Here is a 25,676-nt window from a genome sequence, read left to right as displayed (position 1 = left end):
ATGGGGATTCGGTTAGATGAGAAGTTTCAGGATCGACGCAAAGACGGAATCGACAATCCGTTCATGCGTCAGGCTGTCAGTTCGGCGCAAAACCGTCTGCGTGACGGTCGTTTAAACGCGGCAGGTGAACTCGGGGATTGGGAAGCGTTCCGGGACCATTCGGAAGAGATTCGCCAACACGTGCTCGAACATCTCGACTATTACTTATATCAATTGAGCGAGAACATCTCGAAACGAGGCGGCAACGTCTTCTTCGCCGAGACGCCGGAAGAAGCGAACCGTTATATCCGGGAAGTTGTACGCGCCAAAAACGCCAAACATGTCGTCAAATCGAAGTCGATGGTGACAGAAGAAATCGGGCTGAACGAGGCGCTCCATGAGGAAGGATGCACGGTCGTCGAGTCCGACCTCGGGGAATGGATCCTTCAACTCGATAATGATCCGCCGTCGCATATCGTTGCCCCGGCCCTTCATAAAGACCGGAACGCCGTCCATGAGACGTTCACGGCCCACGGCTACGAAGGGACGAACGACCCGACCGAGCTCGGGCGCTATGCACGCCGTGAGTTACGAAAAGACTTTTTGAAAGCGGAGGTCGGCATCACCGGTTGTAACTTCGCCATCGCCGAGAGCGGTGCCGTCGGGCTCGTCACGAACGAAGGGAACGGCCGCATGGTGACGTCGCTTCCGAACACTGTCATTTCCGTCATGGGGATGGAACGAATCGTCCCGTCGTACGAGGAGTTCGAAGTACTCGTCAACATGTTGTGTCGGAGCGCCGTCGGTCAACGACTCACCTCGTACATCACGACGTTCGCTGGCACGCGCGATCACGGCGAAGTCGATGGACCCGAGGAGTTCCATCTCGTCATCGTCGACAACAAACGTTCCGGCATCCTCGGCACACAGTTCCAATCTGTGCTCCAATGCATCCGTTGTGCGGCCTGTATCAACGTCTGTCCCGTGTACCGCCACATCGGTGGTCATGCCTACGGCTCGATTTATCCGGGTCCGATCGGCGCCGTGCTCGCTCCACTCCTCGACGGCTACGAGAATTATAAAGAGTTGCCGTATGCCTCGAGTCTATGCGGTGCCTGTACGGAAGCCTGCCCGGTCAAGATTCCGCTCCACGAGCTATTGATCGAACATCGCCGTGTCATCGTCGAAGAGAGAAAACAGTCACCGTTCGTCGAGCGCATCGCCATGAAAGGCTTCGCGGTCACGTCTTCGAGCCCGTTCTTGTTCGAAGCGGCCGAACACATCGCGCCGTTCGCATCGTCCCCATTCACGAAAGCGGGACAAATCGAGAAAGGCTTGCCGGCCTGGACGGATTCGAAAGACTTGCCGCAACCCGCCAAGCAGACGGTACGGGATTGGTTCAAGAAACGGGGGAATGCAGAATGAATCCAGGCACGATCACCAATCGCGAAGACTTTCTAAAACGAATCGCCGGACAGCTCGGACGTGACGTCGACTTGACGCCGCCGAAACGCGTGTATAAGCACCGCCCGCAAGACGAGGTGCTGAAAGACGCCTCTGACGAGGAACTGCTCGAGACGTTCCGGATGGTCGCGACACGCATCCATACTGACGTCGTCGAATGCGAGTCGGCTAACCTCGATGATACACTCCGTCTCTTGATTGAACGGTATGATGGGCAGAGCATCATCGCCGAACGTGACGACCGAATCCAGGCATGGGCGCCCCAGACGAGCGAATCGTTCGACTGGTGGGATGCGGAGCGGCCAGAAGACAGCCGTGCCCTCGCCGTGAAGGCCGATATCGGTATCACGATTGCCGACCAGGCCCTCGCCGAGAGTGCGACGATCGTCCAGTACGCGGCTCCAGGGAAGTCACGCACAATCAGCTTATTGCCGCGCGACCATATTGCCATCATCCCGAAATCGGTGCTCGTGCCGCGGATGACACAGGCAGCCAAAAAATTAGCCGAACTTGACCGCACCGGTGACCTCGCCTCGCCGAACGGTGTCAACTTCATCTCCGGCCCATCGAACTCGGCCGATATCGAGATGAATTTGATTGTCGGCGTCCACGGACCTGTCCGTGTCGCCTATTTGCTCGTCCATGACTTATAAGGAAAAAGACTCGCCGCGTGATGAAGCCATTCACGTAGCGAGTCTTTTTGTGTTCAGTTTATTCGACCGTGATACTCCCGTTTGAGCTCGTCAGTTTGACTTCAACCGCTCCGTCCCCGAACGTCCGCTCGTTCGCCCGATCCCCGAACAGCTCGACTTTGCCGTTTCTCGTCTTGGCCCGAATGACGGCATCACGCGGATCTTGCTTCAGACGCATATCGATGCGGCCATTGTTCGTCTTCAGACGGATTGGATGCTCGATCACATCAATCACACAGTCGATGCGGCCGTTCGAGGTTTTCCCCTCAATCGCTCCTGTCACGTCGTTAATATCGAGGCGACCGTTCGACGATTGGATTTCGAGGCGGTCCACGTTCGAGGCGCCCACTTCCACACTCCCGTTCGATGATTGCGCGTCAAGGATCTGTCCTGTTATCGACGTCAAACTGACTTTTCCGTTCGAGGAGCGGAATGAGGCACGCTCGGCGCGAACTGTGTGGGCCGTGATGCTCCCATTCTCACTCTCGACGTCGACCGACGTGGCGTCAACATTGCTCATATCGCACGAGCCGAGACGGTTTTTGATCATGACCTTCTCATACGCATGGCGCGGCAGCTCGACGTGTAACACCGGTGCTTTTGTGACGATCCAGGAGAATAGGTTCGACAGACCGAAACGACGTTCTGACTCAATTCGGATTTCGAGCGTGTCTCCAACGATATCCATCGTCACCCCGTGGTCCCGTTCCGTCTCGAGCGTCGCGTAGGCAAAGCCGTCATCAGATGGGACGACTTTGACGTGTGCTTGCAGGACATTGATCGAGACGTTGCGGAACGCAACGTTCGGACTTTTCACAATAGCCGGTTCCTTTCGCTCTGCAGTGAGTGGCTCGACCGTGCCGAGCAACTCGCTCGCGAGTGCGCTTGGCGTCCCGAGCTCCTCGACCATTGCCGCATCACTTTTCCCGTCGAGTCGTCCGCTCGCAAAGTACTCCGACACATCCCGTAAAATATCAACCCGATCGATGACGCTCATCCCCATCAACAAACGTTCGAGTTCCAATAAATACTGTTCTTCTGTCATTTGTCCGTTCCCCCTTCGATCAATTCGTTGACGCCGGTCGTGAACGTCTCCCATTCCGCGCGTAGTTCCGCCAAATGAGCTTTCCCCTGCTCCGTGATGGCGTAGTACTTTCGCGGTGGTCCTTCTGCCGATTCTTTTAAATACGTCGTGAAGTACCCGTCTGACGTGAGCCGCCTTAGGAGCGGGTAGACGGCACCTTCTGAGATGGCGACTTTTGCCGAAATGGCTTGCACGAGCTCATAACCGTAACGATCATGCGTCTCGACAAGTGCGAGCACGCACAAGTTGAGCACGCCTTTCTTAAATTGAGGATTCATTCCCTCGCCTCCTCTACTATATATTAAACAATAGCTTATCGTTCACTATTATTCAATAGACAATAGTTAGATTTCCGCTTATTTCTTGATTGGTGGAAACAACTGGTTTAAATCTGTACAATGAAAGAACGACACTCGCAGGATATTTGTCACATCAGGAATGTACGCAGTTCCGGGAAGGACCGGTCTTTATGAAAGCATGGATTGACCAGCGGATCGGAAGACAGTTTTTATTCGTCTTCTATTTATTCATCGGACTGATCCTCCTGACCTCACTCGCCGTGTACATGTATACGGAAAACCGAATCGAACAGACGACATCATCGCTCGAGAACATTAGTGAACGTCGCACGAACGCGACCGAACTATTCGAAACGTGGCAGTCGATGCAATATGAAATGCGTGGCTATGTCATCCTCGGCGACGAGGCGATGCTCGCTCGCGTGAAAGAAAAACAAGACTTGATTGAGATTCAGACCGCATGGTTCGAGACGAACGCGGTCACGGAAAAAGAGAAGACGTATGCCAGCGACGCGCGGACGCTCTTCTCGGCCTATCAACAACGCGTCATGCCGAGCCTAGAGCGATATGTCATCGCCAAACGCGAAGGGACGGTCACTGAACCGTTCTTGAAAATGCCGACGCTCGGTAAAGTGAATCCACAAGCGGAACCACCTGCCGATCGCAAATTCAAGATCAATTCGAAAAGTGCCGCTGACATGAGCGCGAGCATCGTCGATATGGAGACCGTATTCACGGAGTATCGCAACTCATTGAATGAAGAAGAGAATCTGCTACGGGAACAACTGGCCACACATACGAAGTGGGCCCAAGTGTTATGGCTCCTCTCTCTCTTAGCGGTCTTGCTCGTCCTCTTCATCGCCGCCCGTCCTTACGTCCAACGACTGACCGGTCAACTTCATGAGTTGATCATCAACAGTGAACGTTTGGCGGACGAACGGATCATCCCGATCCCGGCGGCTGTGTCGTCACGAAATGAGGTTGGACAATTAACGAACTCCTTCCGTCAAATGGCCTCTTCGCTCGCAACGCAACGCAATCAAGTCGAGGAAGAACGCGAGAAGACGGCGCGGCTCCTTCACTCGATTCGTGATGCGGTCATTTATGTGGAGCATACGACGCATGAAAAATTCGCTAACCAGGCCCTCTTCATCATGTTCAATCAAGCCGCCACGAAACGAAACGAGATGGACTTGTATCGCTTGGACGCCGATCTAGAAGAACTCGGTCTTCAAGTCGATCAAAAAGATTCGTTCTTCTCATTTATGCGTCGCGCGTTTGATGGCGAGAGCATGGAAGAGAGCGTGACGTTCTCGATGAATCAAGAAGCCCGTTTCATCCAGATGTACGCGGAAAAGATTCACTTGCGTGGTACCCGGCACGGTACGATGCTCGTCTTCCGGGACGTGACACAAGAGACCGAGGTCGATCGGTTGAAGACAGAGCTCGTCTCGACCGTGTCGCACGAATTGCGTACACCGCTCACGAGCATCATCGGCTTCACCGAGCTGTTGCGTTATCGAACGATGCCTGCCGAACGCACCGACCAATACTTAGGAATGATCCACCAAGAGACATTGCGTCTCGAGGACTTGATTTCAAACTTATTGGACGTGCAACGGATGGAGTCCGGCAAACAGACGTACCATAGCCAACCGGAGAGCCTGCATGACATCTTGAAAGAGACGATTGCCGTCCACCAAGGCGCGAGCGAACATCATCAGCTCGCCCTCGAATGTGACACAAATCTCTATGTATATGGTGACCGGGATCGGCTCAGTCAGCTGTTCACGAACTTGCTCCACAATGCGATCAAGTACTCGCCGGATGGCGGGAAAGTGGCCGTCTGCGTTACAAATGATAAATCAGACGTCATTGAGATTTCCATTCAAGACACAGGCATCGGGATTCCGATGGCGGCATTGCCGAAACTGTTCGACAAGTTTTATCGCGTCGACAATTCGGCCAGCCGTAAAATCGGCGGCACGGGCCTCGGCCTCGCCATCTGTAAAGAGATTGCTGAAGGGCACGGCGGCTCGATTCGAGTCGATTCGAGCGTCGGCCATGGCTCGACGTTCACGATTATCTTGCCGAAGTATAGTATGGAAGACCAGATGAGCAGCTAACGAACAAGGGAGGACTCGCGTAAAGCGAGTCCTCCCTTTCGTCATTGTACTTTATTTTCAGGTCCGAAAGCCGGGTACAGCGATAGACCGCCATCCGCGAAAATCGTCGCGCCTGTGACGTACGACGACTCGTCAGAAGCAAGCCAGGCCGCCACGGCCGCAATCTGTTCAGGACGCCCGATCTCATGCGTCGGGATGAGTGCCTCAAGCCCTTTTTTCTCTTCTGGGTCTTGCATTGTCTCTTCGTTGATCGGTGTGTCGATCGCCCCCGGCGCGATGCCGTTGACACGAATCTTGTTCGGTGCGTACTCGAGCGCGACCGATTTCGTGAACATCTTGACGCCACCCTTACTCGCTGCGTAATGGGTATAACCAGGACGCGGAATCACTTCATGCACCGACGACATGTTGATGATGTTCCCTTGGATTTTGTGCTCCACAAAATATTTGAGAGCGGCCCGCACACCAAGGAACGTTCCAGTCAAGTTCGTGTCGATGATTTTCTTCCAGTTGTCGAGTTCCATCTCATGCGTTTTTGCTTCGACCTGCACCCCTGCATTATTGACGAAGATGTCCATCTTCCCGAACTCTGACACGGCCGTTTCAATCATCTTCTCGGCGAGTCCTTCTTCCGCGACGTCACCTTTCACCGCGACTGCCTTTCCGCCGGCCTCTTCAATTCCTTGAATCACTTTCTTCATCTCGTCTTCACTGCTGCGATAGTTCAGGACGACATGGACCCCTTCTTTTGCGTAACGCTCTGCAATCGCTCGACCGAGTCCTTTCGAACTGCCGGTGATGACTGCGACTTTGCCTTTCAGTTCTGGATAGTTAGCCATATCAATTCCTCCTTCATCTCTTCTCGATTTGTAGTTCCCTCATTCCCCTCTTCGTGAAACCTTTTAGGCTGTTTTTTGAATATTTGTGGCAAATCTACTATACTGAAACAAACTATTCGTTTTCAGGGATTCTCCTGAACGACATACAACTTACTCTAATGGAGGTGACTCCCCGATTTTGGGGGGAATTTTTGGACAGTCCCATGTTATTCAGCTTATTGATCGTCGCCCTGCTCATTTTCATGACCGCCTTTTTTGTGGCGGCTGAATTCTCGATTGTTAAAGTGCGCGGCGCCCGTCTTGACCAACTCGTGCTCGAGGGAAACAAACGGGCCTCTGTCGCCAAAAAGGTGATTGAAAACCTTGATGACTCGCTATCGGCTTCACAATTCGGTATCACGCTCGCCGCACTCGGTCTCGGTTGGATCGGTGCGGATCAAATCGAAGGGATGATTCAACCGCTTGTCGACCGTTTGAACGTATCGACGTCGCTCGCGACCGTCCTATCCTTTTTGATTGCCTTCTTACTGATTGCCTTCTTGCACGTCGTCATCGGGGAACTGGTCCCGAAAACACTGGCCGTGCACGAAGCCGAGCGCTTGACGTTACTCGTCGCCCGACCGCTTTATTTCTTCACGAAATTATTGTATCCGTTCATCCACGTGCTAAACGGCACAGCCCGGCTGACACTTCGCTTGTTCGGCGTACAGACGACAGCACAGGAGACGGCGCACTCGGAAGAAGAACTCAAAATCATCATGACCGAGAGTTTCCGCAGTGGAGAAATCAACGAGAATGAGCTCGCCTACGTTCAAAATATCTTCTCTTTCGACGAACGTGTCGCCAAAGACGCGATGGTCCCACGGATGAACATGGTGACCATCGACGAAGAAGACTCGATTGAGACGATTATCGCTACCGTCCAAGAGCACCAATATACGCGCTACCCGGTCACCCGTGACGGTGACCGCGATGATGTGCTTGGCTTTATTAACGCCAAGCAGCTATTCACCGCTCAACTCGTCAAGAGCGACGCCCCGTTCGAATCGTTCATCCATCAACTCCCGCTCGTGACGGAGTTCACGCCGCTTCAAGAGGCGATGGTGAAAATGCAGAACGCGCGGACGATGATGTGTCTCGTCATCGACGAGTATGGGGGTACGGCGGGACTTCTCACGATTGAAGATATCCTCGAGGAAATCGTTGGGGAGATTCGTGATGAATTCGACCGTGACGAGCAAGCTGAAATCACCGAAGTCACACCCGGGCATTATCGCCTGTCCGGTCTCGTCTTGACGCAAGAGATCGAAGAACGGTTCGGCATCGAAATCGAGGATGATGTCGATACGATCGGCGGCTTCGTCTTATCACAAAAAGCGAATGCACGTACTGGAGAACGCTTCGTCTTACCGGGCGAACATGAGCTGATTGTTCGTGAAATCGACAATCACCGCATCGTTTTCGTCGATTTGATTTTGGCCCATAAAGACGAGATTCAACCTGAACTCGACTGACCAATTAGACCGCCCTCCCCGAAAAATCGGGGAGGGCTTTTCGTAGGCGGTCCGAACTGTCGCTATATTTTCAGACCTTGTCGTGATATACTGCACATATGTTGCTTATTTGAGTGCGTGTCACTCATTGACACAACATCACCGAACAGTTCATGAATGTTCGGTCCAACAACTACAGAAAGAAGGTTACGCATGGAACGTAAACTATTTTTAATTGACGGAAACTCCATGCTGGCCAGTGCCTATTACGGTGCCGCCGCGAGCCGAACGAAAAAAGGACGCGAGGTATCTAAAAACGATCGGAGTGCCGTCATCGGTATGACCGGCCTCATCCGGACGATTCTACGCAGACATCGTCCGACTCATTTTGTCGTCGTGTGGGACGTCTCACGTGAAACATTATGGCGCCGCGAGCTTTATCCAGGCTATAAACGCCGTCGCCGCCAGACACCACCCGAGTTGAAAGCTCAAATGGAACTCATGCGCCAATTGCTTGAAGATAGCGGGATTCCGCAATATCAAGTCGAAGGCTATGAAGGAGAAGATTTGATCGCTCATATCGCTCGGAAGTTTAGCTGTAGCGCTCCTGTCGTCATCATGACGAAAGACAAGGACTTGCTTCAGCTCGTGAGCCCACGCATCACCGTTTGGCTTCAAACGCAAGAGTTGCAACAAATGCAGGCTCGTTGCGACATCAAAGACAATCGCCCGCTCCCGCTCAAGCGACATCTCGAGATTCGTCCTGAGGAGATTGCGGCGTTGTACGAAGGATTGAAGCCAAAACAGCTCTCAGCAGTCAAAGCATTGACAGGAGACCGTTCAGACGGGATCCCGCCTGTGGCCGGATTGGACGAAAGCCAATCGGTCCAGTTGATCAAACGCTTTGGTTCGCTTGATAAGCTCTATACGGCGCTAAGCGTCAAAGGCGACAAACGACAATTAATCAATGAAACGATCGCGGCACTGACGTCAGAAGAAGTGCCCCGTAACTTGAGACGCACACGTAAAAAGGCCGAGCGCAACATGGAGCTCGTCCGTCTCGATGTCACGGTGCCAGAACTCGAACACTTGAAACTCGCTCATCTTGAGCTCAGTATCAATTCAAAACGTGTCGAACAAGCGTATCAAAAACGCGGCATTCGCCTCTCGTTTGATTCGAGTCAAAAGAAAATTTCAGCACGCTAAAAAAGCGCGGACAATTAGTCCACGCTTTTTATATTTACCTTGATGCCATCATCGTCGGTGAGCGACCATTCCGGTGTCGTCCCGCCAAGCGCGCGGTTCGTCTCTGCGTCGACCAAAAGCGTCCACGCCTCCAGACCGGCCTCTTGTCCCATCGCCTGGCTCGGCCGGGCCCAGACGTTCGTCCCGATATGGTGATGATACCCGTCGGCCGCTAAAAATAAGGCGCCTGGATACGAATCGGTCGTCACCGTGAAACCGAGACGATCTTGATAGAATAATTTTGCCGCTTCTAGGGAACGTACTTTGAAGTGGACATGCCCCATCGTCGTCCCGTTCGGAAGGCCCGTGAACGGACGGTCGGCCGCCGCCTCGAGCATCGATTCATATTCAACCGGGTCCGTCGACATCTTCACATGACCGTTCGCTTCATATTCCCACTGCTCCCGGGGACGATCCGCGTAGAGCTCGATGCCGTTGCCTTCCGGGTCGCTCAAATAAAACGCCTCGCTGACCAAATGATCACCTTGGCCGACTTCAATCCGTTGCTCAATCAAATGACGAAGAATCCGTCCGAGTTCGACACGGTCCGGCAATAAGATGGCCATATGGAACAAACCGGCTGCTCGTGGATTTGGACGCACGCCGCTCACTTCATGTAAGACGACAAGTGCCATTTCATGGGTTCCGAGCGTGACGCGATGTTCTGACGTCTCGAGCACATCCATTCCGATGACGCGCTCATAATACGTTTTCATCGTTTCTAAATCATTGACGCGCAGCGTGACAGCGCCGAGTTGTATGTTTGTTAATTTCATAGTTGATCACCTCTGTCCTCAGTATACTCGCTAAGTAGGATCGACAGAAGACGGCACAAAAAGGTGGTATAGTTACCTAAAGGATACTTAGAGAGGAGTGAGGCAGATGCCACTGATTTCAAGCTGTGAGGTCGATACCGCACTCGAGATGATCACGGGAAAATGGAAACCATCGATTTTACTCGCACTCATCAACGAAGACACGTTGCGGTTCAGCGAATTGAAACGTTCCCTTCCGAACATCAGTCAAAAGATTTTGACGGCCCAGCTCCGCGATTTAGAGGAGCAGGACCTCATCATCCGGACCGTCTATCCGGAGGTGCCGCCTCGTGTCGACTATCGCTTGAGCGAGTATGGGAAAACGCTCATCCCGGTGCTCGAGACGATGAACGCTTGGGGCATTCAACACGCCGAACGCATGCGCAACAAATAAATTGTCCACATGTGGATAACCCATTTCCGTAACATCATCTATCACTTATCCACAGGAGGCTCACATGATTCGTTATCCACAGTTAACCGGTCATCACTTCGGTGTGACGGCCCCTTCATCGGGTGTTCCTGCTGAACTGCACAAGTTGCTCCACGAGGCCGAAGCCACATTCACTAGCCATGGCTTCACGCTTCAATTTGAACCATCGGTCTGGACGCAGGACAAAGCGAAATCGGCACCGGCAGAAGTCCGGGCCGATGAGTTGACGCGCTTGTTCCATGACGAGGCCATTGACCTGATTATTCCGCCATGGGGCGGCGTCTTATTGATTGAGTTGCTAGACGCGATTGACTGGGACGCGCTCCCTCCGAAATGGATGCTCGGATATTCGGACGTCAGCTTATTCCTATTCGTGTACACGCTCAAGACCGGTATCGCTTCGGCCCACGGGACGAACCTCGTCGACCTACGCGGCGAAGAATGGGACGCGACGAGCTCGCGTTGGCTCGACGTCGTATCGGCGAAAGAAGGCGAGACGGTCATCCAACTCGCCTCGGAACAGTTCCAAAAAGAGTGGCAACATGACAACCCGAGCCCTCATGTGTATCACTTGACCGAGCCGACCGAATGGAAATCACTCGGTGGGACGGAAGCGACCGGACGACTGCTCGGCGGCTGTATCGACGTCTTGTTGCATACGATCGGCACACCGTATGGCGACGTCGCTACGTTCCAACAGACCCATTTGAACGGGGAACCGATTCTTTGGTATTTCGAGAATGCCGAGCTCGATGTACCGGCACTCAAACGGACCCTGCTTCAAATGAAGTGGGCCGGTTGGTTCGATCATACGTCTGGCATTCTGTTCGGGCGCAGTGCGGCCCAACAGCCCGTCCAAGGCTACACGGCAGAGGACGTGTATGCGGAACTGCAGGCATTGCTCGACGTACCTGTCATCTACGACATCGACTGCGGGCACGTCCCGCCGCAAATGACACTGATCAACGGTGCCCATGCCTCGATTCAAGTCGAGGACGGCAAAGGGACACTCATCCAAACGTTCAAGGGCTGACGCGTCAGCCCTTGATTTTTTGTAACAGCTCAGTCAAATGTGTCCGGTAAAATCCTTCTGGGAGCTTTTCGACGGCTTCACGAATAAACGGGATTAACTTCTCTCCACATCCGTAGCTCGCCCCAATCAGCACACCCTCGAAATACACGGCCTGGTCAATCAAACTATGTGCCTTCCAATCATCCATTCCTTCCCATAGACGGTCGAACGCCTTGTCCCCTGTTTCTTTTTCCCCTTTCATCGCATAGTAGACGCCTTTTGACATTTCAATCGCGGCGATGAATGGGTAATCTTCAGCTAGCAGTCGTTCCATTTCTTCGATGTGTCGTCCTAGGTGTTCGACACGACGATAATGGATAGCATAGAGCGCTTCTGACAACGCGAGTCTTACTTTTGCGACGTGATCATCCGTGAACTGAATGTATTGTCTCGCTTTCACAAATGCTTCATCGATTCGTTGTTCGTCCTTCAAATACAGCGAACATAACGCGATGGTCCGATATACATCATCCGCTCGATAGTACGTTCGTGTCTGATGCATATATTGAAGCGCATCATCTAAATGACGAATAGCTCCTGACAAATCGCCTTCATACGTCAGCTCTTTCATAACGAGTATCATCGCATATTCGATTCGGGTTCTCGAAGACATGTTTCGCACATCTAACCATTCCATCCGATCGATTTGCGCGCTAGCTTCCTCGAACTCATTCCATAAAATGTGATAAAACGCTTTTCCAACAAGCGCCATCGCTAGCTCATCTCTTTCCCCGAGTCGCTCAAATAAGGTGATGGCACGCTCATAAAACGTTAACAGTTCAGCCCGTTTGTCGCTATATCTCAATTGGTCTCCCATAATGATATAGGCACGACCTTGCCATACTGAGTTCATCTCGGGCTCTAGGTACGGAGTGAGTGCTTCATGCGTGGCTTTTTCAGTCCACGGATCGAGCGTCAATTGCGCATATTCAATCTCCTCGACGATTTTCTGGAGTTCCGCCTCGCGCGGATCGACGAGAAGTGACTGCACCGACACGCCCAGCCGCTTGGCGATTTCACGAAGACTGCGCATCGACGCCTCTGCCTTTCCATTTTCAATCATACTGAGCATCGATTTTGTGATGATGCCTTCGGCCAGTTGACTTTGCGTCAATTTTTTTTCTTTTCGTAACGCTTTAATCCGTTGTCCAATCATAGGCCACCTCTTAAAAGTTAAATTTAATTGAACTTATTGTATACAAATCGGTTGTCATCGTTTACTATAAAGTTAAATCAGGTTGAACTTAATTGTAAAGGAGAATCGATATGACGACTACCTCATCAAACTTGTATGTATTGTTGCTCGGAAAATTCATGTCGTTGTTCGCATCCAGTCTCTTCACGTTCGTCGCGGGATTGACCGTGCTGACAACATCTGGCTCAGGGCTCCAGTTCGCGCTCGTCTTACTCGCCGGCACAGTGCCCCGCGTTTTATTATCTCCGTTTGCCGGGGCGTTCGCCGACAAACTGGATCGCAAACGCGTGATTATCACGATGGAGTCAGTGAACGCCTTATTATTTTTGGCTGCTGGCATCGCGAGTCTCGTCTGGACGTTCGGCGTCCCTGCTTTCTTGATTATCACATGTCTGCTCTCTGTCGTCTCGACTTTCTTATCGGTCACGTTGTCGAGCTCGATTCCGCTCTTGTTTGACGAAGACGGGCTCCAACGCGCAAACTCGCTCATTCAAAGCACCATTTCCATCTCTAGCATCGGCACGCCATTGCTCGCCGGGGCACTGTTCACTTTGCTGCCCGTCTCGGCATTTTTGTTCAGTTCGTCGCTCTTGTTTGTCATCGCCGCCTTTTTCGCCTCTCGTCTCCACTTTAAAACGTATGACCATGTCCCCACCGAGCAATCGACTTGGAACGAGGTCCAATCTGGCTTCCACTACTTGAAACGCCAGCGCGTACTTTGGACGTTGACCCTTTTAGCAGCATTGCTCAATTTCTTCTTCGTTGCCGCAGAAGTACTATTCCCGATTGCCGCCCTACAAGAAGTCGGCGTCAGTCCGCTCCAGTTCGGCTTTTTAGAAAGCATGTTCGCCGTCGGCTTTTTAGTCGCCTCGCTCGCCCATGCGTTACCGGTCTTTCAAATCAAGCATCGGCTAGCCACGACCCGAACCGCGCTAATCATTATCAGTTGCCTCTTTATCGGACCGGCCGTCCCGCTCTATTTTGACTTCTCAGTCACACCAGCTATCGTCTTCTTCGCTGGTTTCGCCTTATTAAGCGGATTCTTCATCATCCGCGTCAATATCCCCATCCAGCTCTATTTACAGACGAACACGGAACCAAGTTATCTCGGTCGTGTGATCGGTGTTCTCGAATCCCTCGCCATGGGCATCACACCGTTCGGATTCATCGTGTTTGGCCTATTGAGCGAATGGATGCCAGTCGCTTCACTCTATACGATTTGTATGCTCTGCCTGCTCACCATCACGTTGTTCGCGATGTATCGGATCCGTCACGACATCGCTGCCGAAAAAGCAAATGTGTCAGCGAAAGCAGAAAGTGCGTGAACACAAAAAGACATCGAACGTTTTTCAGTTCGATGTCTTTTCTGTTGATGGAAGGACGCGTTTCTCTAACAAGAACGGTCCGAGTGGGATGACCGACGCCATGACGGCGAGGACCAACACTTTGAAGCCCCAGTTGAAACGCCATGCCATATAGACGGCTGCCGCCACGTAAGCGACGAACAGGAAACCATGGGCCGCGCCGACGATACTGACAGCGAGCGGCATGCCCGCCAAATACTTGAGCGGCATCGCGATGAGCAACAAGAGTAAGAAAGACACTCCTTCTGTGTATCCGAGCCATTTAAAATGTGTCGCGTTCATATTCGTTCTCCTTTTCAATCGATGCTACGTTCATCGTAGCCGAAAGTGGTGAGTTTTGTCACAGGAGAACGTCATAAAGTCGTTACGCTATTTGACGATTTGGTGAACGATGCATGACTTTTGTTTCCACGAACTTGCGAAGGAACAATCCATCGACGCCAAGTTTACCAGCATTGTAGCCTGCGACGAGAATGAGGACTGAGACGATTAACATCGTCGGGTTCGTGCTGACCGTACCTGAGAGCAAGAACGCCATGTTCATAACAAGACCGAAGAAGGCTGCGCTACGTGTGAGGGCACCAACCAAGAGTCCAAGACCGACTAGGAATTCACCGTATGGAATCAACACATCGAACAAGGCTGCGTTCGGGATGGCGAAGTTTTCAAGGAATGCTGCCCACCAACCGGCTACAGCTGGGTGATCGCCTGTCGCCAGTGTCAGTGCGTTATTGAGGAAACCTTCTGAACCGAATCCGCCTGTGATTTTGCCCCAACCTGCTGTGAGCCAGTGATAGCCGAGCCAGAGACGAAGGACTGTCAAAATACCGGTGGCGACGTTGTGGTTCTGCCAAAATTTTGTGAACATGATAATTCCTCCTTAGAATGAGTGAATGATGACTTATATGTGATTACATTCACAATATACCATCCATGTTCATCTTTTCACATAGGTTAGGACAAGAGTTCACGTTTCGTTCATATGTGCGTCACAGGTCAGTCACTTTTTGGAAATTGGTCAATTCGAAAAGGACGTCCGCGAGGGACGTCCTTGTTTGAGTTACAACTTCACCTCTTGAGGTGGCTGTCCTTTTTTATTCATCACGCGCATCGATTGTGGCGCGATTTTTAAGATGACGAGTTTTGGATCATCCGGACCGTCGAACCAACCTTCGAGTTTCTCGTTCCATACCTTTTCTTTCATCGATTCATCGTCAGATACACTCGTCTCGCCTAAAATCTCGAGGTACGTATCCCCGACGCCGTCCCCGTCATAGCCAATCAAAATATGTGTATACGGATTATTTTTCAGTTCATCCACTTTATCCGTTTCTTTCGAAGTTGCGGTGTAGAGCGTCAAGTCATCATGGAAAAATGTCATATAACGGCTGTGCGGCTTCCCTTTATAAACCGTTGCCATTGTCCCTACGTTACTATGATCTAAAATCTGTTTTGCCGTTTGCATTGCATCCATTCTGAAAAACCTCCTTGTGGTAGTCACTCGTATATTGATTCCCCCGGGGCAAGTGATTAAACACGCGGACAACAAAAAACCTGCTCGCCGAAGCGAGCAGGTTATAAAATTCCTTAGAAAGGAAGATTAGATTTTTTCAACGTTAGAAGCTTGTGGTCCACGAGCTCCGTCAGTGATTTCGAAAGTTACTGCTTGGCCTTCTTCAAGTGTCTTGAAGCCGTCGCCTTGGATTGCTGAGAAGTGTACGAATACGTCGTCTCCGCCTTCCATTTCGATGAAGCCGTAACCTTTTTCTGAGTTAAACCATTTTACTTTACCTGTGTTCATAATGAACCCTCCTGAAATAAACGCTGTGCGTTCTAGTAGTGCCTTACTAGAAAAAACTGACCAATAAAAAATCACAAACCTCTAGGATTATCTTAAACGAAAAATAATCCAAAGCGTTTTGTGAATTATGTTTCCAGCTATTCTTAATTAAGCACATATAGAATATACCATGGATAAATGCTTCTGTCTACTAAATACTTCGGTTTGCTAAAAATACTTCTAAAACGGGTACATCCAATTGTAGTGAACGCTAGGAGGATGAACCATATGACTGCATACATTGATCGCTCGAATATCGCTGCCACCATCGCCCACCATTCAAACTGGGCGCTCGGTGATCTATTGAAAGAAACACTTGATTGGCATGAGGCGACACGACAGGCCCACTATCCCGACCAAGCGAAAACCTATCTCTCCCATTTGCCGATGACCGAACGCATCGTCCCAGTGACAAGTTCCTTGCCGCTCGAGACGGTCGATGGAATCGTCCGTCCGGTCTGGATGCGCCGGCTCGACGCCGAGTACTTGAACTTGAGACAAATGACGCGTCAGCACGTCGACGTCACCGATTATGGCGCCATCGGGGATGGTTTGACGGATTGCACCCTCGCTTTCCGGCTCGCCCTTAGGTCGAACCGCCACGTCCACGTGCCGACCGGCGTATATATCGTCCGCGGGATCCGTATCCCGTCGAACTGTGTGCTTGAAGGGGTAAGCCAGCAGGAAACGATCATCAAGCTCTCGGACCGGGCCCCGAAACATCGACGATTACTTCGAAATGCCACTCCCTTCGCCGGCAACCACCATATCGAAGTCTCACATTTGACGCTCGATTGGAACGTGGAGCGCCTCGGCGACGTCGATCGGACGTCGAGTGTCGACACCGCCTCGAGCGCGTTAACGTTCGCGCACGTCAAATTCGGTTGGATCCATCACGTCACGGCGAAAAACGCGGGGTTACACGCATTCGATATCACTGCACCCCACTATCATTACTTGGGAGACGGATTACGCGCCAAAAAAGGTAGCCGCTACGTGTGGCTCGATCATTGCGAGGCGACGAATTACGGCGATGATGGCATCACGACCCACCATAGTGACGCCATTTATATCACGAACTGCTATTGTCATCATCCACATGGACGCACCCATGCCCATGGATTCTCGAACTCGAACGGAATCGAGATTGATGACGGGTCACGCCATGTCACGCTCGTCAACAATATGAGCGAGGGTTGCTTCGGGGGCGTCGAAGTGAAGGCGCACGGGACGTCTTCAGCCGCTCACGACGTTCACATATTCGGACACTTCTCGTATCACGACAATCGCTCGTTCAACTTCCGGCACATCAGCCACCACTTGGCTGATGACCCGCAGTCGAAGACGGCACGCTTCCTTTCAGGGACGAACCTCGTCTCGATGGAGCCGGTCCGTTCGAGTCTTTATAAGAAGTCTTCTGCGCGTAGCCTCGTCATATCAGCGTATCAAGACGTGTTCATTCACGGGTTCACGGCGATTGGGAATCCTGAATATGACTATCGTGGAAACCCGGCGCTCGCCGTTCAATACAAGTCTCGGAACGTCCGCTTGAAACGGATTGCGGCGAGCGGATTTGCATCGGGACGGGCCGACATCGAACTGTTCGGCGGAGATAACCGGACCGATCACGTCACGATCGAGGACGTCATTTGCCGTAACTCGGCCCCAGTCGCGTTGAAAGTCGGCGGGCAACTGACGAACGTCATGCTCCGTCGGATTGAAGGCGAACAAAAAAGTGGAGATGTACTCATCTCCACGAGTAGCCCGATCGAGGCCCATGATTTATTCGCTTATGGGTTTTCCGATCGCGTACGCAATGACGCTTGAGCCGACTCGACGAGTTCATCAAGCATCGCCTCATCTAAATTAAGTGAACTCACCGTCTGTTTCGCCATCATGCGGACGATGGCTTTGTCGAGAAAGCCCATTCGTTCGAAATCATAGCCGTTGCCGACGACTTCGACGAAATAAGCATGTGCCCGCAACACTTCTCGATAAGCATCCTCGAGTTCTCGTTGCCGTTCGGCCGCAGTCGGCGTACCGGCACATAAATAGAGGCCGAGCGGTCGTTTGAGCAGTTGGGTTTCGTTCATGTGCAGCCAAGCCGTCATCTCGTCTTGAATTTTGCCCATCCGGATTGAGCTGCCGACAATCACATGGTCGACCGTCCCCCACTCGACCTCTGGCTGCTCGACTACATTTTGGATGTGAACGTCTCCCGGAAGCCGTTCGGCCAACAAATGAGCAACTTTCTCACTCGTCCCGTAGCGGGTCGAGTAAGCAATTAACGTATTCATCGCGTTTCCCCCTTTCGGTCAGACTCTACTATCCTTATTCCCGAAACGGGTCATCTTTACTAACGACACAACAAAAACTCGCCACGGAGGCGAGTTTTTTTCGTCACACTTTATACACTTGCGCTTCATACGGACGAAGCGTGAACGGTTCGATCGGTTCCATGTTCCCGATGACACGTTCTGTCACGTCATACGGGAGTTCGCGTGTCACCGTCTCATCCGAGAAGTTGCAGAGCACGAGCCACGTCTCCCCTTCGAACGTTCGAGTGAAGGCGTATACCGCTTCATCGTCTGGGAGTAACAGTTCATACTTCCCGTAGACAACGATCGGATTTTGTTTCCGGAGCTGAATCAACTGGCGATAGTAATGGAACAGCGAGTCTGGATCACGCCGCGCCGCTTCCGCGTTCACGGTCGTATAGTTCGGGTTGACCCCAATCCACGGCGTTCCGGACGTGAATCCACCTTGCGCCTCGGCCGACCACTGGACCGGTGTCCGCGAGTTGTCGCGCCCACGTGCGTGAATACCGCGGAAAATCTCATCATGCGTCAACAAGCCATTCGTCGTGTAATCCCGATACGCGTTGAGCGTCTCGATATCGCGGTACTCATCGATCGAGTCGAACGCCACGTTCGTCATCCCGAACTCTTCACCTTGATAGATGTAAGGCGTCCCTTTCAACATGTGCAGGAGCGTCGCCAGCATCTTACCGGAGACGACACGGTATTCGTCCGAGTCGTTCCCGAACCGTGAGATGGCTCGCGGTTGATCATGGTTGCTCCAATAGAGACTGTTCCAGCCATCTTCCTCAAGACCTTCCTGCCAACGCGAGAAGATTGTCTTCAAATCCGTCAACTTCCAGTCCGTCGGGTTCCATTTGCCGAAACTGCCGTTGCCGACGTCGACGTGTTCGAAATGGAACACCATGTTCAACTCATCACGGTCTGTTCCCGTATATAGCTTCGCCTCATCGACGCTGACGCCAGGCATCTCACCGACCGTGATCGTATCGTATTTCGACAAGACCTCACGATTCATCTCCTGCATGAACTCATGGATGCGCGGTCCGTTGAAGAAGAACGGTGTGCCGTCCCCATAACCTGTCCCACGCGTCTCCCCGTCTGGATAGCTCGGATCTTTCGAGATCATGTTGATGACGTCCATCCGGAAACCATCGACCCCTTTATCGAGCCAGTACGTCATCAAATCGTATACTTCACGGCGCAACGTCTCTGACTCCCAGTTCAAGTCTGGTTGCTTTTTGCTGAACAGGTGCAAGTAGTATTCGTCGCTTGCCTCATCGTATTGCCACGCACTCCCTCCGAAGAAAGCGCCCCAGTTCGTTGGCGGCTGACCGTTCTCGCCTTTTTTCCAAATGTAGTAGTCCCGGTACGGGCTGTCTTTTGAGGAGCGCGATTCCATGAACCATTGGTGTTCGTCCGACGAATGGTTGACGACGAGGTCCATCATGATTTTGATGCCGTGACGATGCGCTTCTTCGAGCATCGCATCGAAATCGTCCATCGTTCCGAACTCATCCATGATGGCCCGGTAATCGCGGATGTCGTATCCGTTGTCGTCGTTCGGTGAATCGTACACCGGCGATAGCCAGATGACATCGATGCCGAGTTCCGCCAAATACGACATCTTCTCAGTGATTCCAGGGATGTCCCCAATCCCGTCACCGTTCGAGTCATTAAAGCTACGCGGGTAAATTTGATAGACGACCGCTTCTTTCCACCATTGTTTCATGTTTCATCCTCCTTATACGTTCTGTCGATTTCATCGTACCCGCTCGTCGCCTTGATTTCTATCCATGATATGATGAAAATATGCACGATTTTGCTATTAAGAAAGGATGATTCGATGGAAATTGGCTTTTGTGGCTATTCGTATCATACAACGACCTATACTTTTCCTTTTCCCAATCGGTTGGAGACGTATTTGATTCGCTTGCAAACAGAAGGCACGGCGCGCATCGTCGTCAATGGGAAGACGTATACGGCACGGCCTGGCGACCTGTTGCTCGTTAAACCTGGTGACGAGTACGAACTGCATGTCGATACCCCGGCAAGCGGGGATTATCATCTTTTCTGTGACGGTCTGACCCTCGATGCATGGTGGGTGGCGGTCGATCGTTCCCGCATCACGTCCATCTCGATCGACCCTCGCTTGTTGTCACTCTGGCAGCATATCACCGAAGAGGCGCGACGCCCGACGACTGAACAAAGTCCGGACTTGATTGAAACACTGATTGAAGCCTTGCTCCTCATGCTCGACCGTTCAGTCCAAGAAGTGCACGCAAACGTGCGACCACCTGTCGTGTCACGCATGATGCGTTATATAGAAGGAAACGTTACAAGCGACTTCAAAGTGGCGGACGTCGCCGACGCGGTCGGGCTCAGTGTATCGCGGACCGTCCACTTATTTAAAGAAGTGACCGGTATGACGATTGTCGCCTATGCTCAATCGATTCGACTCCAGCTCGCCGAAGAACAGATGCAGTATACCCAACACTCTCTCGAACGGATTGCCGAGCTGTCCGGATTCCGCTCCTATCCATATTTTCATCGTATCTTTAAACGAAAATATGGCGTCGCACCAGGGGTTTATCGCACACTTCAACAAAAAAACGAAAAAAAATAAAAAAAGAGTGATCCATTTTTTGAACCGCTCCGTTAGATGGGTGTAAACAACGACAACCACTCAAAAAAAGGAGCGATTACCCATGAAGAAGAAAACAATGAACAAGATTGTAGCACCGGCACTCGCACTCGGCTTACTCGTACCATTGAATGCACAGGCAGCGGATCACGCGCCGACAGCAAGCACACCAGCAGGTGACTTACGAGCCACGCTCGACCAATTACTGTCTGAGCATTACGTCTTAGCCGTCACATCGATGATGAAAGCTTATGATGGAGCACCAGACGCTGAAGTCGCGATGAAGGCACTCGATCAAAACGCACTCGACATGACACCGGCCATCGCTTCAATTTATGGAGATGAGGGCGCAGCCCAGTTCGAAGACATCTTCGCTGGTCACAACGACTACTCAGCTGACTTCGTTGAAGCGGCTAAATCAGAAGACAAAGAGCTTCGCGCTGACGCAGAAGCTGAAGTCGACGAATTCGTCGAAGAGTTCTCAACATTCCTTGATGCAGCAACAGAAGGTAACTTACCGAAAGACGCTGCTGCTGACGTACTTGAGCTTCACGAAGACCAAGTTCTCTCAGTATTCGACAACTATGTCGCAGGTGATTACGAGTCGGCATACATGACGTACCGCGAAGGGTACAAGCTCATGTTCGACATCAGTAAAGCCCTCTCAGGCGCAATCGTCACACAGATGCCTGACAAGTTTGAAACTGCTGCTGACACACCGGCCGTCGAGCTTCGTTCGACATTGAACAGCCTTGCTGGTGAACACTTCGCACTCGCAGCAATCGGCATGCAAAAAGGCTACGATCAAGCAGAAGACTTCGACTACGTGAGCTGGGCTGAAGATCAGAACACACTCGATTTCAAAGCAGCCATCGGTTCAGTCTACGGTGATGAAGGTGCGGCCCAATTCGAAAAAGTATGGAACGGGAACCACATCACAGCACAAGGTGACATCGTTGCCGCTACACTCGAAGGCGATGAAGCTAAAATTGAAGAAGCACGCATGAAGCTCGACCAGTTCGCTGTCGATTTCAGCACATTCCTCGATGCAGCGACGGAAGGTAACTTGCCACAAGAAGCTGGCCAAGAAGCCATTAAACAACATGAGGCCCTCGTGCTTCAAACGTTCGATCAGTATGTAGCTGGTGACGCGGATGCCGCTTGGATGTCATTCCGTGAAGGATACGCGTTCATGTTCGGTGTTGGTGAGACACTCGGTAACGCGATCGTGACACAAATGCCTGACAAGTTCGCTGAAACAACAATGCCTGAAGAGATGCCTGAAACAGGTCTCGGTGGTGCACAAGAACAATCAATGAACACGCTCTACGCTGGCCTTGCTGTACTTGGCGGAATCTTGCTCGCCTTTGTAACGCTTCGCAACCGTAAAGTGTCTGAACAATAATTCAATAAGGAGGGAGCCCCATGAACAAGCGCCATTTGTTTCTGGCGCTCTCTCTCTTTTGTTTTGGCTTCTGGACGTGGACGAGCGCCCAAGAATCGTCGTCACCACCTGTAGAAGAAAAACAAATAGAGGAGAGCCCAGATTTATCGGCTGAATTCTCACTTCTACAGGAAGAGGTGAAGAAGCTTCGATTAGCCGAGGAAGAGGAAAGTGCCAAGGCCGCGACACCCGTCCAACTTCAAATTCCCAAAATCAAGGTCGACACCGCGATCGAACAGGTCGGCGTACTCGACAACGGACAGATGGGCGTCCCAAAAGACGAGAACCAAGTCGGTTGGTTCGAACCGGGCGTCAAACCTGGTAGTAAAGGAAATGCCGTCATCGCGGGACACGTCGACAGCAAGACCGGCCCTGCCGTCTTTTATGAGCTCGATCAACTGAAGACCGGCGATGACGTGACGATCATCGACGAGAATGGCAACACGTTGACGTTTCGTGTCACAAAAACAGAGAGTTACGATACGAAAAACGCACCAATCGAGGATATCTTCGGGGCCACGTCGAGTCGACATTTGAACTTGATCACGTGTTCCGGTACGTTCGGTGACGGCGGTTATGACGAGCGTTTCGTCGTCTATACCGAGCTTGTCGATACCGAAATCAATACCGAAGTCGAACTTGACGCACCGACGAGCGTCGAACTCCGCGGGAACTTATTGACGTGGCACGCCGTCCGTGACGACGCAGTCATCGGCTATCGCGTCTATGAGGTCGTCGACGGTGAAGCGACACATATCGAAAGTATCCCGTCGCACGCCCGGAAGAGCATCGAAGTCACGAACGAGCAGGCAGCTTATTATGTGACAGCGATCGATCAACTCGGGAACGAGTCGAGTCCTTCTCAAGAGACGAAATAATCACAAAAGAACCCGCAGACGATTTATGTCTGCGGGTTCTTACGTTTTACACGAAACACGGAATCTGCGGGTTGAACGTCTTGTTGTTCTCCGTCATGATTTGTTTCTTGATTTTGCCTTCGCCGAGATAGACGATACGGTCGGCGAGCGCCTCCGCGTCCTCTTCATCGTGGGTAACGAAGATCGTCGTCGTACCCGTCTGTTTGAGGAGGCGGCGCAAATCGTCCCGAATGCGATGTTGGAGCGACGTGTCCAAGTTGCTGAACGGCTCATCCAAGATGAGAAGCGATGGTTTCGGAGCAAGCGCACGCGCGAGCGCGACACGCTGTTGCTGACCGCCGCTGAGCTCGTACGGATAGCGATGGCGGAACTCGGACAAGTTCACGAGCGTCAACATCTCTTCGACGCGCTCGTTCCGCTCTTTCCGGCTCAATTTATGCAGACCGAAGCGGATGTTCTTCTCAACGGTCATATGCGGGAAGAGCGCATAGTCTTGGAACACCATCCCGACACCACGCTGTTCAGGCGGCATGAACTGGCAATCGTCGCAACAGACACAGTCGTTGACGACGACGACGCCTTGATTCGGCATCTCGAGTCCCGCAATGAGGCGTAAAATCGTACTCTTCCCAGAACCGCTGTCACCGAGAAGCGAGACGATTTCACCTTTCGTGATCGAGATCGAGAATCCTTTAATCGTCTCGGCTTGCGCACCTTTATAGCTGAAGTGTAAATCGTTGATTTGAACAAACATTAGTCGGCCTCCTTATCAAGCACCTTATGGAACACAAAGATCAACAGTCCGCTCATGAGCACGATGACGATCGAGGCGAGCGCGGCCTCATGTATCTTCTCGTCACTGACATATTTGAACGCTTGTGTGGCGAGCGTCGAAAAATTGAATGGCTGTAAAAACAGCGTCAGCGGCAATTCTTTCATAATATCGATAAAGACGAGGATGAACGCGCTCATGATCGCCCCTTTAATCATCGGGATATCGACCCGGAAGAACGTCTGCACCGTCCCCCACCCGAGCATGCGTGACGCTTCCGTGAACGATTTCCCGACTTTCTCAAACCCACTCTCGATCGAGTTATAGCCGATGGCGAGGAAGCGGATGACGTAGGCGAAGATGAGCATAATGAGTGTCGTCCTGAACACGAACGTCTGGCCTAAGTCCAAAGCGAGCGCCATGTTCAACACCCACTCATCAAGCAGTAAGAACAACGTGATGACGGCGATGGCGATGGCCGCTCCCGGGATTGAATAACCGAGCGTCGTCACTTTCGAGATGACGCGTGTCATGTTTGACGGGAACAAGCGCGTATAGTTGGCAATGACGAGTGCGAACACGAGAATGATCACCGTCGCGATGAAGGCGACGCTCACCGTGTTCCAGACGAGACGGAAAAACTCGGCCGTGAACACTTGTTCAAACGTCAATACCGTCCAAGCAACGAGTTGAACGAACGGAATGAAGAATGCGACCGCGAAGATGGTCGCTACATAACCGAACACGGCGTATCGATGCCATCCATTCAGTTGTCTCGGTTTGAGCGGCTTCACTTTCGTCGTCGCATAGCTGAACTGTTTTCGACCTCGGATCAGCCGTTCCATCGTCAAGATGGCGATGACGAGAATCATGAGCGTCCCAGCGAGTTTGAGCGCTGAGGACGTATCTTTCATCCCGAACCACGTACTGAAGATGGCCGTACTGAACGTCTGAATCCCGAAGTATTTGACGACGCCATAGTCGTTCAACACTTCCATCAAGACGAGGCTGACCCCGCCGATGATGGCGACGCGCGAAATCGGGATGACGACGGTGAAGAAGATATCCCACGAGCCGCGACCGAGGATACGGGCGTTTTCAATCATCGAGGACGATTGATTGTGCAGGAAGGCACGCGTGATCGTGTAGATGTATGGATACAAGAACAGCGTGAAGATGAACACCGTCCCTTGAATCGTCATGATGTTGAAATACGTCTGGTCGACCGTGATACCGAACTCGTTGCGAAGCGTCGTCTGGATGACGCCCGTATAGTTTAAAATCCCGTGATACGTATAAGCCCCAATGTAAGGCGGGATGGCGAGCGGTAAGATGAGCGCCCATTTGAAGAACCGACGGAACGGAAAGTCGTACACCGTGACGAACCAAGCCAGGCTCGTTCCGATGACGGTCGTCAACAATCCGGTCGCGAGCATGATGAACAGTGTATTGCGCACATAAGTCGGCAACAAGTACTCGCGAATGTGTTGCCAGTTCTCGTTGACCGGTGCGAACAGCTCGACCAAGACGACGACGCCTGGCAGGACGATGAACACCAGCGCGATAAAGCTGAGGATGGCCCATCCATTCAGTTGTCGTTTCAGCGCGTACCAGTTCATGTCGTACAACTCCCGTTCTTTCGTTCAGTCACTTCCTGTCCCATCATATCAGTTTCCGCGC

General features: G+C 51.9%; 25 protein-coding genes. 12 read left to right on the top strand and 13 right to left on the bottom strand.

From position 1 onward, the window contains the following. Nucleotides 1–1,404, top strand: coding sequence for a LutB/LldF family L-lactate oxidation iron-sulfur protein (locus KNP75_RS12115; protein WP_215190578.1), 1,404 nt, complete (start codon nt 1–3; stop codon nt 1,402–1,404). Then, on the top strand, nt 1,401–2,096 hold the full coding sequence (locus KNP75_RS12110; RefSeq protein ID WP_138860096.1) for a LutC/YkgG family protein: 696 nt from the start codon (nt 1,401–1,403) through the stop codon (nt 2,094–2,096). The genes KNP75_RS12115 and KNP75_RS12110 overlap by 4 nt, the downstream gene beginning before the upstream one ends. A 58-nt stretch (nt 2,097–2,154) precedes the next feature. Here KNP75_RS12110 and KNP75_RS12105 read toward each other — a convergent pair whose 3' ends face one another. Together KNP75_RS12105 and KNP75_RS12100 are read right to left on the bottom strand one after the other, a co-directional pair. After that, on the bottom strand, nt 2,155–3,180 hold the full coding sequence (locus tag KNP75_RS12105) for a DUF4097 family beta strand repeat-containing protein (RefSeq protein ID WP_034780701.1): 1,026 nt from the start codon (nt 3,178–3,180) through the stop codon (nt 2,155–2,157). Next, nucleotides 3,177–3,497, bottom strand: coding sequence for a PadR family transcriptional regulator (locus KNP75_RS12100; protein WP_034780699.1), 321 nt, complete (start codon nt 3,495–3,497; stop codon nt 3,177–3,179). The genes KNP75_RS12105 and KNP75_RS12100 overlap by 4 nt, the downstream gene beginning before the upstream one ends. A gap of 191 nt (nt 3,498–3,688) precedes the next feature. On the opposite strand from KNP75_RS12100, the gene KNP75_RS12095 reads away from it, so the two are divergent. Next, complete coding sequence (locus KNP75_RS12095; RefSeq protein WP_215190534.1) at nt 3,689–5,644, top strand: HAMP domain-containing sensor histidine kinase; 1,956 nt, start codon at nt 3,689–3,691, stop codon at nt 5,642–5,644. A 41-nt stretch (nt 5,645–5,685) separates the two neighbouring features. Here KNP75_RS12095 and KNP75_RS12090 read toward each other — a convergent pair whose 3' ends face one another. Then, complete coding sequence (locus tag KNP75_RS12090) at nt 5,686–6,483, bottom strand: glucose 1-dehydrogenase (RefSeq protein WP_034780694.1); 798 nt, start codon at nt 6,481–6,483, stop codon at nt 5,686–5,688. A 191-nt stretch (nt 6,484–6,674) separates the two neighbouring features. Between KNP75_RS12090 and KNP75_RS12085 the strand changes: the two genes are divergently transcribed. Both KNP75_RS12085 and KNP75_RS12080 read left to right on the top strand, forming a co-directional pair. After that, complete coding sequence (locus KNP75_RS12085) at nt 6,675–7,997, top strand: hemolysin family protein (protein WP_034780692.1); 1,323 nt, start codon at nt 6,675–6,677, stop codon at nt 7,995–7,997. Nucleotides 7,998–8,189: 192 nt separating this feature from the next. Next, the gene (locus KNP75_RS12080; RefSeq protein WP_034780689.1) at nt 8,190–9,182 is read left to right on the top strand and encodes a 5'-3' exonuclease; all 993 of its coding nucleotides are present in this window, start codon (nt 8,190–8,192) and stop codon (nt 9,180–9,182) included. 14 nt (nt 9,183–9,196) lie between these two features. Here the strand turns inward: KNP75_RS12080 and KNP75_RS12075 are convergent, their stop codons facing one another. Further along, entirely contained in the window at nt 9,197–9,997 is an 801-nt protein-coding gene (locus tag KNP75_RS12075; RefSeq protein WP_215190533.1) for a VOC family protein, read from the bottom strand. A 106-nt stretch (nt 9,998–10,103) separates the two neighbouring features. Between KNP75_RS12075 and KNP75_RS12070 the strand changes: the two genes are divergently transcribed. Next, the gene (locus KNP75_RS12070; protein ID WP_034780682.1) at nt 10,104–10,430 is read left to right on the top strand and encodes a winged helix-turn-helix transcriptional regulator; all 327 of its coding nucleotides are present in this window, start codon (nt 10,104–10,106) and stop codon (nt 10,428–10,430) included. A 64-nt stretch (nt 10,431–10,494) separates the two neighbouring features. After that, nucleotides 10,495–11,502, top strand: coding sequence for a S66 family peptidase (locus KNP75_RS12065; RefSeq protein ID WP_215190532.1), 1,008 nt, complete (start codon nt 10,495–10,497; stop codon nt 11,500–11,502). Between the two features lie 4 nt (nt 11,503–11,506). Here the strand turns inward: KNP75_RS12065 and KNP75_RS12060 are convergent, their stop codons facing one another. Next, nucleotides 11,507–12,697 carry a helix-turn-helix domain-containing protein gene (locus KNP75_RS12060; RefSeq protein ID WP_215190531.1) on the bottom strand — a complete coding sequence of 397 codons (1,191 nt, stop codon included), beginning with the start codon at nt 12,695–12,697 and terminating at the stop codon, nt 11,507–11,509. Between the two features lie 110 nt (nt 12,698–12,807). Between KNP75_RS12060 and KNP75_RS12055 the strand changes: the two genes are divergently transcribed. Beyond that, entirely contained in the window at nt 12,808–14,061 is a 1,254-nt protein-coding gene (locus KNP75_RS12055) for an MFS transporter (RefSeq protein ID WP_215190530.1), read from the top strand. A gap of 24 nt (nt 14,062–14,085) precedes the next feature. Here KNP75_RS12055 and KNP75_RS12050 read toward each other — a convergent pair whose 3' ends face one another. From KNP75_RS12050 to KNP75_RS12035, 4 genes are all read right to left on the bottom strand, one after another. Beyond that, nucleotides 14,086–14,382 carry a DUF3817 domain-containing protein gene (locus tag KNP75_RS12050; protein WP_029596302.1) on the bottom strand — a complete coding sequence of 99 codons (297 nt, stop codon included), beginning with the start codon at nt 14,380–14,382 and terminating at the stop codon, nt 14,086–14,088. A gap of 82 nt (nt 14,383–14,464) precedes the next feature. Next, complete coding sequence (locus KNP75_RS12045) at nt 14,465–14,968, bottom strand: DoxX family protein (protein ID WP_215190529.1); 504 nt, start codon at nt 14,966–14,968, stop codon at nt 14,465–14,467. A 192-nt stretch (nt 14,969–15,160) separates the two neighbouring features. Then, nucleotides 15,161–15,574: a pyridoxamine 5'-phosphate oxidase family protein gene (locus KNP75_RS12040; RefSeq protein WP_029596304.1), complete on the bottom strand. Its 414-nt coding sequence runs from the start codon at nt 15,572–15,574 to the stop codon at nt 15,161–15,163. 126 nt (nt 15,575–15,700) lie between these two features. Further along, complete coding sequence (locus KNP75_RS12035) at nt 15,701–15,901, bottom strand: cold-shock protein (RefSeq protein WP_016507985.1); 201 nt, start codon at nt 15,899–15,901, stop codon at nt 15,701–15,703. Between the two features lie 267 nt (nt 15,902–16,168). Between KNP75_RS12035 and KNP75_RS12030 the strand changes: the two genes are divergently transcribed. Next, nucleotides 16,169–17,767, top strand: coding sequence for a glycoside hydrolase family 55 protein (locus tag KNP75_RS12030; RefSeq protein WP_215190528.1), 1,599 nt, complete (start codon nt 16,169–16,171; stop codon nt 17,765–17,767). Here KNP75_RS12030 and KNP75_RS12025 read toward each other — a convergent pair. Beyond that, nucleotides 17,731–18,237: a flavodoxin domain-containing protein gene (locus KNP75_RS12025; RefSeq protein ID WP_215190527.1), complete on the bottom strand. Its 507-nt coding sequence runs from the start codon at nt 18,235–18,237 to the stop codon at nt 17,731–17,733. The two genes, KNP75_RS12030 and KNP75_RS12025, sit on opposite strands and share 37 nt — an antisense overlap. 103 nt (nt 18,238–18,340) lie before the next feature. After that, complete coding sequence (locus KNP75_RS12020; protein WP_214764080.1) at nt 18,341–19,990, bottom strand: glycoside hydrolase family 13 protein; 1,650 nt, start codon at nt 19,988–19,990, stop codon at nt 18,341–18,343. Nucleotides 19,991–20,059: 69 nt separating this feature from the next. Between KNP75_RS12020 and KNP75_RS12015 the strand changes: the two genes are divergently transcribed. The 3 genes from KNP75_RS12015 to KNP75_RS12005 all read left to right on the top strand — a co-directional run bounded on the left by KNP75_RS12015 (nt 20,060) and on the right by KNP75_RS12005 (nt 23,224). After that, a complete protein-coding gene (locus KNP75_RS12015; RefSeq protein WP_353049033.1) occupies nt 20,060–20,884 on the top strand; it encodes a helix-turn-helix domain-containing protein in 825 nt (274 codons plus the stop codon). Nucleotides 20,885–20,966: 82 nt separating this feature from the next. After that, complete coding sequence (locus KNP75_RS12010; protein ID WP_058765405.1) at nt 20,967–22,307, top strand: globin family protein; 1,341 nt, start codon at nt 20,967–20,969, stop codon at nt 22,305–22,307. A gap of 20 nt (nt 22,308–22,327) precedes the next feature. Next, nucleotides 22,328–23,224: a class F sortase gene (locus KNP75_RS12005; protein ID WP_215190525.1), complete on the top strand. Its 897-nt coding sequence runs from the start codon at nt 22,328–22,330 to the stop codon at nt 23,222–23,224. Nucleotides 23,225–23,270: 46 nt separating this feature from the next. On the opposite strand, the gene KNP75_RS12000 is transcribed toward KNP75_RS12005, so the two are convergent. Next, a complete protein-coding gene (locus KNP75_RS12000) occupies nt 23,271–23,978 on the bottom strand; it encodes an ABC transporter ATP-binding protein (protein ID WP_021068048.1) in 708 nt (235 codons plus the stop codon). Further along, the gene (locus KNP75_RS11995; protein WP_214797407.1) at nt 23,978–25,615 is read right to left on the bottom strand and encodes an ABC transporter permease; all 1,638 of its coding nucleotides are present in this window, start codon (nt 25,613–25,615) and stop codon (nt 23,978–23,980) included. The genes KNP75_RS12000 and KNP75_RS11995 overlap by 1 nt, the downstream gene beginning before the upstream one ends. Between the last annotated feature and the right edge of the window lie 61 nt (nt 25,616–25,676).

Origin of the sequence: Exiguobacterium sp. s6, from assembly GCF_018618155.1 — a bacterium.
Classification (GTDB): Bacteria; Bacillota; Bacilli; order Exiguobacteriales; family Exiguobacteriaceae; genus Exiguobacterium; species Exiguobacterium mexicanum_A.
Note: the sequence above shows the minus strand (reverse complement) of the source record. Positions and strands in the feature narration are given on the sequence as shown.

Bases quoted from the DNA above. Each gene is read 5' to 3' on its own strand.
- KNP75_RS12095 (WP_215190534.1), top strand. From the start codon at position 3,689: ATGAAAGCATGGATTGACCAGCGGATCGGAAGACAGTTTTTATTCGTC.
- KNP75_RS12110 (WP_138860096.1), top strand. From the start codon at position 1,401: ATGAATCCAGGCACGATCACCAATCGCGAAGACTTTCTAAAACGAATC.
- KNP75_RS12050 (WP_029596302.1), bottom strand. From the start codon at position 14,382: ATGAACGCGACACATTTTAAATGGCTCGGATACACAGAAGGAGTGTCT.
- KNP75_RS12025 (WP_215190527.1), bottom strand. From the start codon at position 18,237: ATGAATACGTTAATTGCTTACTCGACCCGCTACGGGACGAGTGAGAAA.
- KNP75_RS12075 (WP_215190533.1), bottom strand. From the start codon at position 9,997: ATGAAATTAACAAACATACAACTCGGCGCTGTCACGCTGCGCGTCAAT.
- KNP75_RS12080 (WP_034780689.1), top strand. From the start codon at position 8,190: ATGGAACGTAAACTATTTTTAATTGACGGAAACTCCATGCTGGCCAGT.
- KNP75_RS12055 (WP_215190530.1), top strand. From the start codon at position 12,808: ATGACGACTACCTCATCAAACTTGTATGTATTGTTGCTCGGAAAATTC.
- KNP75_RS12045 (WP_215190529.1), bottom strand. From the start codon at position 14,968: ATGTTCACAAAATTTTGGCAGAACCACAACGTCGCCACCGGTATTTTG.
- KNP75_RS12040 (WP_029596304.1), bottom strand. From the start codon at position 15,574: ATGGATGCAATGCAAACGGCAAAACAGATTTTAGATCATAGTAACGTA.
- KNP75_RS12035 (WP_016507985.1), bottom strand. From the start codon at position 15,901: ATGAACACAGGTAAAGTAAAATGGTTTAACTCAGAAAAAGGTTACGGC.
- KNP75_RS12100 (WP_034780699.1), bottom strand. From the start codon at position 3,497: ATGAATCCTCAATTTAAGAAAGGCGTGCTCAACTTGTGCGTGCTCGCA.
- KNP75_RS12115 (WP_215190578.1), top strand. From the start codon at position 1: ATGGGGATTCGGTTAGATGAGAAGTTTCAGGATCGACGCAAAGACGGA.
- KNP75_RS11995 (WP_214797407.1), bottom strand. From the start codon at position 25,615: ATGAACTGGTACGCGCTGAAACGACAACTGAATGGATGGGCCATCCTC.
- KNP75_RS12015 (WP_353049033.1), top strand. From the start codon at position 20,060: ATGATGAAAATATGCACGATTTTGCTATTAAGAAAGGATGATTCGATG.
- KNP75_RS12020 (WP_214764080.1), bottom strand. From the start codon at position 19,990: ATGAAACAATGGTGGAAAGAAGCGGTCGTCTATCAAATTTACCCGCGT.
- KNP75_RS12105 (WP_034780701.1), bottom strand. From the start codon at position 3,180: ATGACAGAAGAACAGTATTTATTGGAACTCGAACGTTTGTTGATGGGG.
- KNP75_RS12000 (WP_021068048.1), bottom strand. From the start codon at position 23,978: ATGTTTGTTCAAATCAACGATTTACACTTCAGCTATAAAGGTGCGCAA.
- KNP75_RS12090 (WP_034780694.1), bottom strand. From the start codon at position 6,483: ATGGCTAACTATCCAGAACTGAAAGGCAAAGTCGCAGTCATCACCGGC.
- KNP75_RS12060 (WP_215190531.1), bottom strand. From the start codon at position 12,697: ATGATTGGACAACGGATTAAAGCGTTACGAAAAGAAAAAAAATTGACG.
- KNP75_RS12030 (WP_215190528.1), top strand. From the start codon at position 16,169: ATGACTGCATACATTGATCGCTCGAATATCGCTGCCACCATCGCCCAC.
- KNP75_RS12005 (WP_215190525.1), top strand. From the start codon at position 22,328: ATGAACAAGCGCCATTTGTTTCTGGCGCTCTCTCTCTTTTGTTTTGGC.
- KNP75_RS12070 (WP_034780682.1), top strand. From the start codon at position 10,104: ATGCCACTGATTTCAAGCTGTGAGGTCGATACCGCACTCGAGATGATC.
- KNP75_RS12010 (WP_058765405.1), top strand. From the start codon at position 20,967: ATGAAGAAGAAAACAATGAACAAGATTGTAGCACCGGCACTCGCACTC.
- KNP75_RS12065 (WP_215190532.1), top strand. From the start codon at position 10,495: ATGATTCGTTATCCACAGTTAACCGGTCATCACTTCGGTGTGACGGCC.